The 17,398-nt window shown below is 49.8% G+C and carries 6 protein-coding genes; all 6 read left to right on the forward strand.

Going from position 1 to position 17,398, the window contains the following annotated elements; translation table 11 throughout:
- Window positions 1-33 precede the first annotated feature (33 nt).
- The 6 genes from ACI1P2_RS16275 to ACI1P2_RS16300 are packed head-to-tail and all read left to right on the forward strand — an operon-like array spanning window position 34 to window position 17,389.
- The gene (locus tag ACI1P2_RS16275; RefSeq protein ID WP_355320901.1) at window positions 34-7,164 is read left to right on the forward strand and encodes an amino acid adenylation domain-containing protein; all 7,131 of its coding nucleotides are present in this window, start codon (window positions 34-36) and stop codon (window positions 7,162-7,164) included.
- A complete protein-coding gene (locus ACI1P2_RS16280; protein WP_355320902.1) occupies window positions 7,165-9,231 on the forward strand; it encodes an amino acid adenylation domain-containing protein in 2,067 nt (688 codons plus the stop codon).
- An 18-nt stretch (window positions 9,232-9,249) separates the two neighbouring features.
- Complete coding sequence (locus ACI1P2_RS16285; RefSeq protein ID WP_355320903.1) at window positions 9,250-10,491, forward strand: cytochrome P450; 1,242 nt, start codon at window positions 9,250-9,252, stop codon at window positions 10,489-10,491.
- Between the two features lie 23 nt (window positions 10,492-10,514).
- Window positions 10,515-11,261, forward strand: a complete 747-nt coding sequence (locus tag ACI1P2_RS16290) for a thioesterase II family protein (RefSeq protein ID WP_355320995.1) — start codon at window positions 10,515-10,517, stop codon at window positions 11,259-11,261.
- Between the two features lie 11 nt (window positions 11,262-11,272).
- On the forward strand, window positions 11,273-12,322 hold the full coding sequence (ltaE, locus tag ACI1P2_RS16295; RefSeq protein WP_355320904.1) for a low-specificity L-threonine aldolase: 1,050 nt from the start codon (window positions 11,273-11,275) through the stop codon (window positions 12,320-12,322).
- A 21-nt stretch (window positions 12,323-12,343) separates the two neighbouring features.
- Entirely contained in the window at window positions 12,344-17,389 is a 5,046-nt protein-coding gene (locus ACI1P2_RS16300; RefSeq protein WP_355320905.1) for an amino acid adenylation domain-containing protein, read from the forward strand.
- Window positions 17,390-17,398: the final 9 nt, after the last annotated feature.

The following is a 17,398-nucleotide window of genomic DNA, read 5'->3' on the forward strand; positions in this document are numbered from 1 at the left end:
GTTGTCATTTTATGCTTATAGGAGGCTGTCCAATTGAGCACATCGTTCATTAGTAACCACTATGTGTTTCCAGCTTCTTTTGCCCAGAGAAGGATATGGTTTGTACAGGAAACGATATCCGATCCTTCCGTCTATCATGTGCCGTTGCTGTATAAGCTTCAGGGGCCGATTCAAATGGAGCTGCTCCAGCAATCTGTCAATAAACTGGTGGAGCGGCATGAATCCTTGAGAACGTATTTTGCGATGGAGGACAATGAAATTGTGCAAGTTATCGTTCCTGAGCTGGACTGTGCCATAGACCATGTTCAGGTCCACGCCGAAGCTGTCATGCAAGTACAGGGGCGGATTATGGACGATATCCGCAGACCGTTTTCATTGGAGCAAGCTCCGCTTTTTCGTATGACTCTTTATTCCATCAATCCGCACAATCACTATCTGCTGATCAATATGCATCATATTATTACGGATGGTTGGTCTTACTCCGTCTTCATGCGGGAGTTGAGTATGCTGTACTCAACTGCGCTGAGAGGAGAGGAAGTTGAGTTGCCGGAGCTGCCTATTCAGGTCGCTGACTTCTCCCAATGGCAAAAAGAGAATTTACAGGGAGGATTACTGGAAAAGCAACTTTGCTTCTGGGAAAAGCATTTGGAAGGGGAGCTGCCTATTCTCGATTTGCCCGTGAATCCGTCCAGGCCGAGTGTGGTCGACAATACAGGCTCTTCCTTTGATTTTACCGTTCCACTTGAGCTCTCCGAGAGATTTGCCCAGCTTTGCAGCAGCAGCGGAACGACCTTATATATCGGCTTATTAGCCGTATATCAAGTGCTGCTTGCCCGCTATTCGGGACAAGACGATATCATTACCGGTACACCGATTGCGAATCGCCATCATGATCAGCTTGAGAATGTAATCGGGATGTTTGTCAACACGATAGTCTTGCGCTCTCGGCTGCGTCATAATCCGACTTTTCGGGATATGCTGCGGAAGCTGAGAATGGCGGCCATAGAAGCCTATGAGCATCAGGATACTCCCTTTGAAATGCTGGTAGATCGTCTTTCTCCGGAAAGAAACCTTGGACAGACACCGGTATTTCAGGCGATGTTCTCTTTCCAGAATCATCCCAAGCTGGAATTGGAGTTGCCTCATATTCATATAACTCCCGTGGAGTTGGACTTGGGTACCGCCAAGTTTGAGCTTTATCTGGACATCACAGAAACAGCGGATGGTTTGTATGGGGTTCTCGAATACCAGAAGCAATTATATGATCACAAACTTATAGAGCAGCTGTCCGTGCATTTTATCGGCTTGTTGGAGAGAATTTTAGAAGACCCTGACCAACGTGTATGGCAAATTCCTTTTATAAGTGAGCAAGAAAAGCAGAGTCTGCTTGACCAGCTTCACCATCAGTCCAATATCGGTCTCCATTGGCAGGACGACGAATGCTGCCATCAAAGATTTGAGAGGGTAGCCGCTTATGCACCCGATGCCATAGCCGTTAGCTGCAGTGGACAGACGCTCACCTATTTTGAACTAAACCAAAGGGCCAATCAAATAGCTTGGCATTTACGGAAGCGTGGCATTGGCCCCGGGTCTGCTGTAGGAATATGGCTCGATCCTTCCTTGGACTTCGTTCTCGGCATACTTGCAATTTGGAAAGCAGGCGGCTGTTATGTTGCCTTGAATCCTGATTATCCAGTGGAGAAGAACCGTTCCACGCTGCAAGCAGCGGACTTATCTTACATCCTTACGAATCCAATGAATCAAAAGGATATTCCGGAAGGCCTTCATACGGTCATCTGCCTGGAACAGCTTGGGCCTTTGGGAGAGTCAGACAGCAATCCTTGCTTCCCAGCAGCTTCTCATCATGCGGCATATCAAATGTATACCACCGATGCGTCCGGCAGCCTTCAAGCTGTCATTGTGCCTCATTACAGGCTGATGCATTTGTTCGAAGCGGCAGCTGGGGAATTTGGGTATCAGATCAACGATGTCTGGACTTTACTGCATTCTCCGGATAGTGGGCTGGCTGTTTGGGAAATGCTTGGCCCTCTTCTGTCCGGTGGGAAATTGGTGATCGTACCCAACTGGATTGCGAAGTCACCTAAATATTTGCATGAGCTGCTGATCAAAGAGAAGGTGTCGATGCTTACTCTGACGAATGCGTCGTTCTTCTCATGGGTCGCTATGGACGAGATCAACATGAAGGACAAGCTTTATCTTCGTACAGTCTTTGTCAAAGGAAAGATGCTGGCAGCGCCACCCCTGGATGACTGGTTTAAACGCCATGCCCATTCACGCCCCGAGCTTATTCAGATGTACAGCAGCGATGAGCTGGGAGGGCCAGTTAGCTATCGGACCATTCAGACGCATGGGGACATTGGAGGAAGAACGAATCGGAGGATAGGTGTTCCTGTGGGCGGACTGGCGATTTATATTTTGGATGCCAATGGCGAATTCGTGCCTGCAGGCGCTGCGGGAACGCTTTATGTGGGAGAACCGGACACAGGCAGCGCAAGACTGTTTCATACCAAGTGGGTCGATAGGCGCTGGAGTTATCATACCTTGAATCAAAACAGAGGCGTCTGGTTGTACCGGACTGACGATGTCGGACGCTTGTTGCAAAATGGTGAAATCGAGTATTTACGAAGCGCGGGGGAACACGCGGAACTGGGCGAATTTTATGCCGGGCTTGAAGAAATAAGAAGGGCTTGCATTCAACACAGCTTCATACGGGAGGCTGCCATCCGGGCTGTTCGGGATGAACATGAAGTGGAGCAGTTGACGGCTTATCTGGTCGCTGAAGCTGATCAGGGCGTATCCATGCAAGAGGTGCAAGCTTATCTGCGGGATAAGCTGCCAGAGTATATGATTCCGCCAACGATGCATTGGGTTGAGAGCCTGCCTCGTCAAGAAGATGGAGAGATTGACTATAACCTTCTGCGAAGACAAACGGAGCATAAAGCAAAACAGCGTTCCTATTCTCCGCCTTCCAACTGGATGGAAGAGGAATTGGCAGGTATTTGGGAGCGTAGTTTGGAACTCCCAAAAGTCGGTGTGGATGACAATTACTTTGTGTGTGGAGGAGACTCCATTCGCATGTTATCGATGATTGCCCTGGCAAGAGAGTGCAATTTGCATTTTGACATCAGGGACCTGCTGTCCCATCAGACGATCCGGGAGCTGGCGCCGCATGTCAAGATGGTGCAGCAGACATCACAAGCCCCTGAGGAAACGTTTGATTTGGTCCCGGATACAGATCGGGCAAAGCTTCCTGGGGATGTAACAGATGCTTATCCGCTGACTCAACTGCAAAGCGGCATGCTGTTTCATAGCGAATTGTATCCCGAATCCAGGCTGTACCATGACATGCTTCGCTTTTCAATTCATGGCCCTTTCCCAAAAGATGTGTGGGAGAATGCTTTACGGAAGTTGATTGGCCGTCATCCGATTTTGTGCACCACCTTCGACTTGTCCAGTTACAGTATGCCTCTGCAATTGGTGCACGAAGCAGGTGAACTGCAGTTCAAGTTCTTCCAATTAAGCGGATTGAACCCGGAGCGTCAGCAGGAATGGATTCAGAATTGGGTGGAGCAGGAACTGGATACGCCCTTTGACTGGAGCCGTTCATTGTTCCGAGTCTATATCCATCAGCTTGCGGATGATTGGATTCAACTGTTTGCAGTGTTTCACCACTCCCTTCTGGACGGCTGGAGTGTGAACCTTATTATGGTAGAGCTGTTTGAAACGGTAGATCGTATCCTGCAAGGGCAGGAGTCAGAAAAAGTATTACCGTTGCAGTCCACATTCAGGCAGTATGTCAAAGAGGAATTGGATGCTGTTCATTCCGCAGAGCATAAGCAATACTGGCAGAGGCAACTGGAGGGATTTTCAAGAGTCAAGTTGCCACAATGGCAGGAGAGCACACCCAAACCTCCGGAAATGAGAATCAGGGAGGTAGAGCTATCTACATCTCTTTCGCAGGCTGTGCAGGCTTTGGCACAGAGGACGCTGATTCCGGTCAAAAGCTGGCTGCTTGCTGTTCACATGCAAATATTAAAAACGTTGACTAATCAGCAGGACATTACGACAGGGGTGCTTTTTCACGGTCGTCTAGAGCAGAAGGACGGAGACCGGGCCCTGGGTTTATTCCTGAACACGCTGCCTTTCCGTATGCAGCTGAATGGCGGAACCTGGGCACAGATCGCGGAAAAAGCATGGGAGACCGAGAGGGAAATGCTGCAATACCGCCGATATCCCATGGCACAAATTCAACAGGATGCAGGTGGAGGCAAACTATTTGAAACCTTTTTTAACTTCACTCACTTCTATGTGTCTGAACAAAAAATAAATTCTTATGCGAAATTGCGCATTCGTGAGGAGCTGGGCTTTGCTGACAACAGTTTCCCGTTCGGGGTTGAATTTTCGCTGGAGGGGGAGAACCCTGAGTTAATCTTGAGGCTCCGCTGGGATCAAGCTCTCTTCACCGAGGCGCAAATGGAGCGGATTACCGGGTACTATCAGAAAGCCCTGGGAGGAATCGCTTACCATACCCATGAAGTGGCTGACCAATTTACCTTGCTGCCGGACTGGGAGCTTCATGAAATTGCACAGTGGAATCAAACGTCCCATCATTTTCCGGAAACCCACCTGATTCATGAGTTGTTCGAGCAGCAGGCGATGAGAACGCCTGACCAAGTGGCTCTGATTTATAAGGAGCATCGGTTAACCTACCGCCAATGTAATGAAGAAGCAAATCGAATCGCCCATTACTTACGAAAGCAAAACATAGGATCGGAGGTAAAAGTAGGAATTTGCCTGGAGAGGTCGGTAGAGATAGTTACGGCCTTGATCGGTATCTTAAAGGCGGGCGGCGCGTATGTACCTATTCATCCGCTTCATCCAGTTGCCCATGTCCGTGGATTAATCCATGACGCTGAGCTGGGGCTCGTCATAACAAGCGAAAAATGGTCTTCGTTATTTAACGATTACGAAGGCACCGTTTTGTACATGGAGCGGATTGGAGAGAATTTGGCTGTTGAGTCTGTGGAAAATGTGAATGCCCCGGCCAATCCGGAGCAGCTTGCTTATATGATTTATACGTCCGGCTCTACCGGAAAGCCCAAAGGTGTCTTGATAGAGCATAAGGCGATTGTCAATCGGCTGCTCTGGATGCAGAACAGGTATCAGCTGAATGAAAATGACCGGGTGCTGCAAAAAACGCCATTCACATTCGATGTCTCGGTATGGGAGTTCTTCTGGCCTTTATTGGCTGGAGCCGCCCTTGTCATTGTGGAGCCAGACGGACATAAAGACCCGGAATATCTGGCAAGGCTCATCGGGGAGGAGCGCATTACAACTATTCATTTTGTCCCTTCTATGCTTAATGCTTTTCTATCACAAGCCGGAGTAGAGCAGTGCACAAGCCTGCGGCGGGTCATCTGCAGCGGAGAAGCGCTATCCCCCGCGTTAAAGCAGCTATTTTTCGAGAAGCTGTCCTGTGAACTGCATAATCTATATGGCCCTACAGAAGCGGCCGTGGATGTGACCAGTTGGGAATGCAAACGTGAGGATACCCAGGTGCCCATAGGTTATCCGATCGCCAACATCTATATCCGATTGTTGAATGAACAGATGCAGCCAGTACCTGTTGGTGTGCCCGGTGAGCTGTATATTGGCGGCGTTGGCTTGGCTCGCGGGTATCATAACCGTCCGGAGTTAACCGCCGAGCGATTCATAGCGGACCCGTTCAGCAAAGATCCGCATGCGCGTCTCTATAAGACAGGGGATGAAGCAAGGTACCTGCCGGGCGGGGCAATTGAATATATTGGCCGCCTGGATCATCAGGTGAAAATACGCGGTCATCGTGTCGAATTGGGAGAAATCGAAGCCAGGCTGGCAGAGCATCCTGACGTTAGAGAATGTGTGGTTCAGACCATGGAGGACCCGCACCAGCACCTGCAATTAGTTGCCTACATCGTCAAAAAACAGCCTGACATTCAGATTTCTGTAAAACAGTTTTACGATTTTCTGAGAGAACGGATTCCTGAATATATGATCCCGGCCCGTTGGATGTTTATCGATGAGCTGCCGCTTACGTCGAGTGGAAAAGTGGACCGAAAAGCTCTACCGCGTCCGGATATCAGTTCTATCACGCAGCAGGATGCCGAATATCAGGTGCCAAGGGATGACTTGGAGCAAAAGTTGGCAGCCATTTGGGAGAAGGTCCTTCATATATCTGAACCTGGCATCAAGGACTCCTTTTTTCACCTGGGTGGAAGCTCGCTGCATGCCGTTCAGCTTATGGCAAGCGTGGAGCGGGAGTTCGCTCGTAAATTACCGTTATCCACCATACTGGAGAATGATACGATTGAGCGTCTGGCAGAATTGCTGAGGAATAAACAAGAATCGGAGCAGAAACCGCCGGCTCTTGTAACTTTAAGATCCTCCGGCTTCCAGCCACCCCTGTTCTGCATTCATCCTGTGGGAGGAAGTGTCATTTGCTACAATGCTTTTCCAAAAGCTTTAGGCGAAGATTGGCCCGTGCATGCCATTCAAGCAGAGCACGGAATGGGGGACCATCCACCTTCTTCAATCAAGGAGATGGCCAAGCAGTATGTCCGGCTCATAAGGACGGTACAACCCGCTGGACCTTATTCACTGCTCGGCTGGTCGTTCGGCGGAGTTGTCGCTCATGAAATGGCCTGCCAACTCCGGATGGAAGGAGAAGCTGTTGCCATATTGGCGCTGTTGGATGCAAGACTCAAGTCCCCGGATGATGGCGAGCCTGAGCTTTCGGAGAAAGAATGGAAGGATTATTTCCTGAATGATTTGGCAGCTGTGCAAATGATGGGAAGAGACAACGGGGAAAAGGAGGCTTGGGATCAGGGAGAGGAAGGCTTGAGTCATTTTTATAGTTTATTTAAATCCAACTATAGGGTGATGCTTAGGCATGTTCCCCAATGGTTTGATGGAACGTTAATCTGGTTCAGGGCTAGAGAGGAAGAACCAGACTTCGCCACGGATAACGTCTGGAGCAGTCATGCAAGGCAAGTCAACAGCATCATGCTTGAGGGAGACCATTATTCCATCATGAATGCCGCGAATGTACAGCGGATTGCAGCCTATCTGAAATCCTATAATCCTGAAGTGAAGGGGTCGGTCTGATTGTCAGTCCAATTGCTGTATAAAACGCTTATAAATAACGAGGGGCAATATTCAATTTGGCCTGCGGAAGAAGAAAATGCTTACGGCTGGCAGAGTACGGGCTTCGAAGGAACGCTTGAAGAATGCCTGAAGGAGATTGGGAGTGTCTGGCAGGATATGCGTCCATTAAGCTTGCGGCAGAAACCTGCGAATGAAGATGAGATACTGAATGTGGGGGCGATTTCCGCCAGCTCCGAGCATTTGGAGGAGGAGAGCTCTTGGAACGGGACCGTCAAGCCATTGACACCTTCCTCCTGCATTCACCAGTTATTTGAGCGCCATGTCCGCATGGCTCCCGATTCCTATGCTTTAACCTATAATGGCCGCCATATGACTTACCGGCAATTGAATGAAGAGGCGGAGGCATTAGCGAACAGATTGGCACAATTTCAGATTGGGCCTGACAGCATCGTTATGGTGTTAGCCGAGCGTTCCTTTGAACTTGTGATCTCTCTATTAGCTATCCTGAAGGCAGGTGGCTGCTATCTGTCCCTGGAGACAACGATTCCGCGGGCACGGCTGGATTTTATCATGGGGGATGCCGATCCTGGGCTTATCCTAACCCAACATAAATTCAAAGAGCATTTCACGAATCAAGCTGTTCCGATACTGCTGCTGGATGACAAAGAGGTTTTCGTCGGCCATAACCCTCAAAGAATCAAGGTGGAAGCAAATCCGGAGCATCTAGCTTACATCAGTTATACATCAGGTTCCACAGGCACTCCGAAAGGGGTATGTGTGCCGCATAGAGCCGTTGCGCGTCTGGTTAATAACCCGAAGGATTTCTCTTTTACTTCAGAGGATGTATTTCTTCTCATTTCACCGGTAGCTTTTGATGCCTCGACCTTTGAAATTTGGGCACCGCTCACCAATGGGGGACGGCTCGTTATTTATGACTGTGGGATGATTCAGCCAGATTTGTTGGCAGATATCATTCAAACGGAAGGCGTTACGACCTTGTGGCTAACGGCTGGACTATTTCAGGTCATGGTTAATTCCTATCTTGAGGCCTTTGCCGGCCTGAAGCATGTTATAGCGGGCGGGGACGTGATTTCCCCCGTACACCTTGAGCTTCTGTTGAAAGCTCATCCGCATTTGTTGTTTACCAACGGATATGGTCCCACTGAAAATACGACCTTCTCCACTTGCTGGACAACAAATCAGATGACTACCCATTCAACGGTGCCGATTGGCTCGCCAATAAACGGAACCTGGGTTATGATCTGTGATTCCAATTTGAACCCGTCATCCGTGGGGCAGGAAGGGGAATTGTATGTTGCCGGAACGGGATTAGCCCGCGGTTATCTCAATAATCCGGTGGAGACGGCGAGCAGGTTCATTCCCAATCCTTGGAGCAAGGTTCCGGGGGCAAGAATGCTGAGGACCGGTGATCTTGCCCGCTGGCTCGAGGACGGCAGTATCGAGTTTATTGGACGAGCGGACAGGCAGGTCAAGATACAAGGCTACAGGGTTGAACCGGATGAAATTGAGCTAGCTATAATCAAACATTCAGATGTACAGGCTGCAGTAGTTGCGACGCAAGAGGATGGGTTTGGGAACAAGCGCTTGCTCGCGTATGTTGTACTCCGGGATTTCGTCACCAATGAATCAGAGTCTTTGGCCAGTTTGCATGCCTATTTGTCCCGACAACTGCCCCCCTATATGATTCCATGGGCCATGATGCCCATAGCGGAAATGCCATTGACGCCCAATGGGAAGGTGGACCGCAATCAATTACCTGCGGCCGTGCGCTCACCACGCAGATTGAATACCCCATATACTGCGCCACGAAATTCGGTGGAATCAGCTCTTGCCAGGCTGTGGGGAGAGACTTTGGCGGTTGAGCCTGTCGGAATCCACGACAATTTTTTCTCGATTGGCGGCGACTCGCTTACACTATCCGAGTTGATTGTAAGAATGGAGACCATGTTGGATACGGCTATATCCGCCCGCTTTCTCTATCTGAAACCAACAATTGCTGAGCTTGCCGTGATGATCGAAGACAGTAAACGGGCCGTAAAAGGCTAACCCAAGGAGGAGAGGACTATGCCAAACACCAATGTTATGGATTCATCCCATGTGAACATAGCGGAGGTCAATTTATTGGACCCGCTGTTATACAGCCACGGGGAGCCTCACGTTATATGGGACGCGCTGCGCCGCCAGGCTCCGGTTCATTGGCAGCAGGTTAATGAAGATATAGGTTTTTGGTCGATTACCAAATATAAAGATGTGGTCCAAGTCTTAAGGGATTATGACACATTTACCTCCGAACGGGGAAGCCTGCTGAACTTACTTGGCAGGAAGGACCCGGCGGGAGGGAAGCAAATGGCGGTTACAGACCCGCCGCGCCATACCCAAATCCGGCGTCCATTGCAGCGGGGCTTCAATCACAACTCGATTGATAAGCATGAGGATCAAATACGTACGGAAATTCGGAGACTGCTATCTCCTTGCCTGGAACCAGGCGGGGTTGATTTTGCCCGCGCGATGTTTACGATGTCGATTGCCGTAGCCGGGTGTATTTTGGAGCTGCCGGAGGAGGATTGGCCCATGCTTACCCGGCTTACCACCATGGCGATTGCTCCAGATGATGAAGAGTATGTACTGCAGGAGGGCAGTGCGGCGACCCTGCAAAGAGCACATCGGGAGTTGTTTGCTTATTTTCAGGACATTGTGGGTCAGAGACGGCGGTCTCCCGGCGAAGACTTGATCAGTATTCTGCTGAACCTGGAGGTGGATGGGACCAAACTGGACATGGGAACGGTGATTTCCAACTGCTACAGCATCCTTCTTGGAGGAACGGTGACCACACCTCATGCAGCCAGCGTGTCTTTTCTGGAATTAATCAGGACTGATTTGTATAAGGAATTCGCTGCACATCCTGAATGTATGGACAGCGGACTGGAGGAGGTATTCCGCTGGTCGTCGCCAGCCAGCCATTTCATGAGGTATGCAACACGGGATACCGAAATCAGAGGCACGCGAATCAAGGAAGGGGAGGCGGTTGTTGTATGGCTCGGTTCTGCCAACCGGGATTCGGATATTTTTACCGATCCTTACACATTTGATATCCGTCGCACACCCAATCCTCATATTGCATTTGGCAGTGGCGCCCACTATTGCATTGGGCATAAAACTGCGAAACAAACGATGAACATGTTGTATGAAGAGTTGTTTGCCAATTATGATGGCTTTGAAATCATGGGTCCTGTTGAATATTTGGGCTCGAACTTTATTTCCGGTCTCAAGCATTTGCCAGTCCGCGGACACCTGCGAAAATCGTAAGGAGTGGATGTACAGTGGAATATGTGTATCAAGGAGCGGAGGCTCAGAATAGTCCATGGTTTCTCAAAGAGCCCTCTCCATTGTCAAAGGCTCGGCTGTTCTGCATTCCTTATTCCGGATGCGGAGCGAGTATGTACCGTCATTGGCCCGAGTTCATTGGAAGGCTTGAGGTATGTCCGATCCAGCTGCCTGGCCGTGAAAACCGGTTTCATGAACCGACCTACGCCTCCTATGAGCAATTGGCGGGAGAGATGAATGAGGCGCTGCTGCCATACATGGACCGTCCGTTTGCTTTTTTTGGCCACTGCGGTTCTGCGCTACCCAGTTACGAGGCATCCTTCCAGCTGGTGCAAAGAGGAGGACCGCCGCCAGCGCACTTGTTTATATCGTCACAGGTAGCGCCGCATCAGGGGCCGTATGGAAGGTTTTTAGATTTGAACGATCATGAACTTGCGGCCGAAATTGAATTGTTAATGCGCAAAATGGGGGGCACACCGCTACCTGATATCATCGAACTGAATACAGGAATCATGCGGTCTGATTTGGAGGCGAACCGACGTTATATTCAGAGTCAGCCGGTTCAGCTTCCCTTTCCGATTACAGCGATCGGCTGGAACGGGGACAAAGAGGTGGCCCCGTCTCTACTAAGCGGCTGGGAAGAATATGGGGAAGCTTCCTTCAAAGTTCTGGATGGGGATCATCATCAATTTCTACAGGCGCCATTAGAGCTTATATCTGTTATAGCAGAAGCTATGAGACTTTATGTTTGAGGGGGTAATACATGGATAATCTCAATAAAATTGAAATGCGCAGCGATACCTTTACCTTGCCTACCCCTGAAATGATGGAAGCAATGCTTCATGCTGAACTGGGGGATGACGTCTATGGGGAGGACGTTACGGTCAAGAGGCTGGAAGCCAAGGCGGCAGAAATGCTGGGGAAGGAAGCGGCAATTTTCATGCCCAGCGGAACGATGGCGAATCTTGCTTCGATCATGGCTCATTGCCCGCGCGGCTCAAAGGTGCTGGTGGGTGATGAATCGGATATCTACATTTATGAAGCGGGAGGCGCGGCTGTCTGTGGAGGAATCATGTATGAGCCGGTCAAAACTCAGGCTGATGGGCGGCTGGATTGGGAGGATTTGCAGAGAGTCTTTCCTCGTGACCCGACCGATCCGCAATTCGCCTTGCCTGCACTGCTCTGCCTGGAAAATCCCCACAATCGCATGGGAGGACGGGTACTGCCGCTTTCCTATCTGAAAGATATCCGTGCTTTTGCAAGTGAGCGGCAGATCGCTGTACACATGGATGGTGCACGCATTTGGAACGCTGCTGTAGCTTTGGGGGTTCCGGCGGCAGCAATTGCTCAATATGCCGACTCGGTGCAGTTTTGCCTTTCCAAAGGACTGTCTGCTCCGATTGGCTCGATGGTGGTTGGAAGTGAGGCTTTTATCGGGAATGTATACCGGATCAGAAAAATGCTTGGGGGAGCAATGCGTCAGGCTGGCGTGATTGCGGCCGCAGGTTTGGTGTCACTGAACGAAATGATAGAGCGACTGGCGGAAGATCATGCGAATGCCAAACAACTAGCTTTAGGATTATCCTATATTTCAGGAATCTCATGCGACCACCATGCCGTTGAAACCAATATTGTATTCTTTCGTGTTACGGATCCCAGGTTTACGTGGGAACAGCTTGTAGAAGAATTGCGTCACAAAGGCGTGTTTGTTGATGAACTCGGCCATGGCCGCATACGCGCGGTGACTCATGCGGGGATAAGCTCCAGGCATGTCGAGCAGGCCTTAACAGTGATCAAAGAGACTTTTACGTAAACAGTTAAGGGAGGGGATGGCTTGAAATTTCCGGATCATTGCATTCACGAGCTTTTCGAGAAGCAGGTCGAGCAAACTCCGCGACATACCGCTGTCATCATGAATGATACATGCATTACATTTGAGGAATTAAATAGACAGTCTAATCGGTTTGCACACTATTTAACCCAAAAAGGAGTAGCTCCGGATGTGGCGGTAGGCGTGCATATGAATCGCTCGCTGGAGCTAATTGTTGTGCTGCTCGGCATCTTAAAAGCTGGCGGCGCCTATGTGCCGCTGGATACGGAAGCCCCGTTATCCCGGAAGCAGCAGATTTTAGAGGACGCCGGTGCCCGAATCTGTGTGACCGAGCCTGATTTACTGACAGATACTCTATTCGAATCCGTAGCGGCAATTGAATATGGAGGGTTATTCTCCGAATTGAAGTTCTTCGCTGATAGCAACCCGGGTATTAGAGTTGAGCCTGAACATCTTGTATCCATCTATTATACTTCCGGTTCAACTGGCAGGCCCAAGGGAGTAGCAAATATGCATCAGGGCTGGGTCAATGCCATACTTTCCATGCAGCATGCCCTTCAGCTTCAACAGGGAGAGACAGTGCTGCAGAAGACCACATTAACCTTTGACGACGCTGCTCTTGAAATATTTTGGCCATTACTTACTGGTGGCCGGATTGCCCTTCTTGATCCGGGAATGCACCGGGATCCTGAAGCGATCATTGATGCTGTCCTTCGTTATGATGTCTCCTTCTTGGTACTTGTTTCAAGTATGCTGAGCCGAATACTGGATGTTATTACACCGGAACAGGCGCAGAGCATGAATTGCCTTAGAGGTTGCTTCGGTGGAGGGGAACCCCTATCTACACAGTTGGGGCGCCGATATATGGAGAAAATGCCTGGCACTCTATACAATCTTTGGGGTGCAACGGAGGTATCCATTGGTTCTACGCTGCACGCTTGTACCGAAAAAGACTTGGAAGTAGATGGCCAAATGAGTATCGGTCAGCCGCTGGTTAACAGCCGGGTCTATATTTTGGACCACAACTTGCAGAAAGTGGCGGCGGGTGTAACAGGAGAGCTTTATGTTGCGGGTAAAGGGGTCTCCAGAGGATACATCAATGATCCCGAGCGGACAGGCAGTTTTTTTACCGAAGATCCGTTTGTAGCCGGTGAACGCATGTATAGAACGGGAGATCAAGCCTATTTTCATGAGGATGGGAGCGTTCAGTTTGTAGGGCGGTCGGATCATCAGGTCAAAATCAGGGGGATCCGCGTAGAGCTTGGCGAGATTGAGGCAGTGTTAGGGGCCGATGCTGCTATTAAAGAAGCAGTGGTTCTTCTCCGGGAAGACATTCCGGGCATCCAGCGGTTGACCGCATATGTCGTACTGTATCCGGATCAGCCTAAGACCGTCCGGGAGATCAAGGAAGACTTGAAGCAACAACTGCCCGCGTATATGATCCCGCATTTTTTCATGCTGGTAGATGAGCTGCCTTTGAACAGTAACAGTAAACTAGATCGGCTTGCCCTGCCGGCACCAGGACTTTTTCATAGTGAACATCAGGCGACCTATGCAGCACCGCAGACACCTATGGAGGAATTTTTGGCGGCCGCGTTTGCGGATGTTCTTCAACTGGAGCGGGTGGGAATAACAGATGACTTTTTTGAAATCGGTGGAGACTCCATATCCGCATCCAGGGTGATCTCTATCCTCCGTTCACGTGTGGATGCCGCTCTTCCTTTGACCTTGATATTTGAGAAAAGAAATGTACAAGAGCTGGCACACTTTTTCAGCGAAAAGGGTTATGTAATCCGCGACGCGGACAGGCATCCTTTATGGATAGCGGAAAAACAAGACAATAAATATGCCGAGATGTCTTTTGCACAGGAGCGCATATGGTTTGTTCAGCAAATGGACCCGCTTGAGCCTGCTTATAATGAACCTTTGGCTTATTGGATTGAAGGAAGGCTGGATACAGAGGCGCTTCATTCCGCTCTAAACGAGATTGTACGGCGGCATGAGGTGCTGCGGACCTCTTTCACAGTCATCAATGACCGGCCTGTACCGCAGATCGCCGATCAGCTTGTCCTTGATATGCCTGTCCTTGATTTGGCCATGAATATGAGCGGGGATGCGGAAGAGTTTATTCAGTTCAGGCTGACCGAAGAATCCCGGGTGCCTTTTGATTTGGAAAAGGGGCCACTAATCAGAACAGTTTTGTATCGAATGAACGGGGAAAAATGGATTCTGTTCATTAATATGCATCATATTATCACCGACGCTTGGTCGAATGTCATTTTTCTGGAAGAATTAAATCTACTGTACACCGCTTATCTGGGGAACAAACCGAGTCCGCTGCTGGACCCGCCTTTTCAGTACACAGCTTATGCTTCGTGGCATAAAAATTGGCTGCAGGAGAGCAGACTTCAAGAGCAGCTTGCATTCTGGAGAAGAGAATTGGCCGGGGAAACGCCGGTTTTACAGCTGCCGACTGATTTTACAAGACCACCGCTTCTGACCTATGAAGGGGATAAAATCCATTTTATGCTGCCGCCGGAGCAGGCATCCCGGATTCAGGGGCTGGGCCGGCAGACAGAAGCATCCGTATATATGGTATTGCTGGCCGCGTATAATATTTTACTTCACCGGTATTCCGGTCAGAAGGATATCTTCGTAGGCTCACCAATCGCGAATCGGAATCAGCATGGGCTGGAACGGATCATCGGTTTTTTCGTGAACACGGTAGCCATCCGCAGCCATTTCTCGGGAAACGATAGTTTCCTTGCCTATTTGCGGCAGGTCAGGGAGCACTGCCTTAACGTTTATGATCATCAGGACATACCGTTCGAATATTTAGTAAGAGAATTGCAGCCAGAAAGAAATCATACATATTCTCCACTAGTCCAAGTGATGTTTGCCTATCAGAATGACCTGGAGGAAATGTTGCAGCTCGGTGATCTTACTGTAAATTCGATCGAGGTCAATAGCAAGACATCGCGCTATGACCTTACACTTTTTTTCAAAGAAACGGCTTCCGGCCAGTTGGCAGGCACGTTCGAGTTCAATACCCGATTGTTCAAGAAGGAAACAATACAGCGAATGCTTGAAAGCTTTACAACCTTGTTAGACGCGATTTTGACCCAGCCTGAAAAAAGTATAGCAAATCTGCCCTTACTGTCGGCTGACGAGCAGCGGCGTGTCCTGTTTACGTGGAATGATACCTATGTGCCTTTTCCTTCCGAGCTTTGTCTGCATGAGTTGTTTGAGCATCAGGTGCAGAAGACCCCCCAACATATAGCGGCAGTTTACAAGGGGAAGGAAATCTCCTATGAAGAACTTGAAAAGCAATCCAATCAATTGGCTCACCATTTGCGGCTGCACCATTTAGGTGACAAGAAGGTTGTAGCTGTATGCGTGGAGCGTTCTCTCGAGCTTGTGATCAGCCTTATGGCGATTTTAAAAGCAGGAGCCGCCTTTTTGCCCATAGATATGGAACTTCCGCTTGGCCGTATTCAACATCTGCTGCAAGATGCGGACGTGAAGGTCTGTCTTGTACAAGAACATTTGAGACAAAAGCTGAGGCTGGATGGAGTATCCTTCGTATGTCCAGATTCGGATGGGGAGATCATCAGACAACAACCGGCACACAAACCCGAACGCAGTGCAACAGCAGATTCGCCAGTCTCGATTTATTATACCTCCGGGTCTACCGGCAGGCCGAAGGGGGTGATCAACCTGCATCGCGGCTGGGTGAATAGAATGTGCTGGATGCAGAACCATTTTCAATTAAAACCGGGCGAAACCGTCCTGCAAAAAACGACCTTGACCTTCGACGATGCAGCGGTGGAATTTTTCTGGCCACTGATGTGCGGTGGCCGTATAGCCCTGCTGGAACCGGGCTTGCACCGCGATCCGCGTGCCATCATTCAGGCATGCATACAGTACGAAGCCGTTCATGTCCAGTTTGTGCCCAGCATGCTGAATTTGGTGCTGGATGAGGTTACACCGGAGGATCGGAAGCAGCTTCATAAGCTTCGAAGCACAATATCCTCTGGCGAGGCACTGACGGCCAACACGGTCAGACGTTTCTTTGCCAAGATGCCCGGAACGCTTAATAATACTTGGGGAGCAACAGAGGTTTCTATTGATTCCACGGTCCATGTGGCTGTGAAGGAAGATATGGAGGTGGAGGGAGCAGTATGTATCGGGAAACCGATTGATAATAATCGCTGTTATGTGCTGGATGAAAACCTTCAGCCCGTACCGCCAGGAGTTACAGGCAGCCTGTATCTTGCCGGCACTGGGCTCGCTCAAGGCTACTTGAATCTGCCGGAGAGGACAGCGCAAGCGTTTATTCCGGACCCTTTTGTCCCGGGTGAGTTGATGTACCGAACAGGCGATCTTGGATTTTATCGTCCGGATGGTTCGCTGCGGTTCATTGGCAGGTCTGACAATCAGGTGAAGATTCGGGGCATGCGAGTGGAATTGGGCGAGATTGAAGCCGTTCTGTTGCAGCACATGAAGGTGAAGGAGGCTGTGGTTATTGTCGATGAGGAAGAGCCAGGCATCCAGCGGCTGCTGGCTTATGTGGTGCCGCTGCAGACAGAGAACGATATAAGCGAGGAGCTTCGGCAGTTGGCAAAGGAGATGCTGCCGGATTATATGGTGCCTTCATTCATTATGCTGCTGGACCGGATGCCTCTAAATGCCAATGGAAAGGCTGACCGCAGCCAGTTAATCAAGCCGGACCGAACTCTGCATTATACCGGCGCCAGCCTGATTCACCCGCAGACGCAGATGGAGGAGTATCTTGCCGGGATTTGGCGGGAGCTGCTCAGCATGGAACTGATCGGGGTAAAGGATAACTTTTTTGACCTGGGGGGGCACTCGCTATTAGCTACGCAAGTTGCATCCCGCATCCGCCGCCAGCTGGAGGTAGAAGTACCTTTACGGGAATTTTTTCTCCACCCCACGATTGAGCAGTTGGCTTTGAAGGTGGAGGAGCTTCTGTATGAGAAGCTTGAACAGATGAGTGATGAAGAAGTAGATACGTTATTGAAATCATAACCAACCCAT

Source organism: Paenibacillus jiangxiensis, assembly GCF_046098255.1.
GTDB classification, from domain to species: Bacteria; Bacillota; Bacilli; order Paenibacillales; family Paenibacillaceae; genus Paenibacillus; species Paenibacillus jiagnxiensis.

What these genes read in the sequence shown, in the direction of transcription:
- ACI1P2_RS16285 (WP_355320903.1), top strand. Translation starts at nt 9,250, where the DNA reads ATGCCAAACACCAATGTTATGGATTCATCCCATGTGAACATAGCGGAG.
- ltaE (WP_355320904.1), top strand. Translation starts at nt 11,273, where the DNA reads ATGGATAATCTCAATAAAATTGAAATGCGCAGCGATACCTTTACCTTG.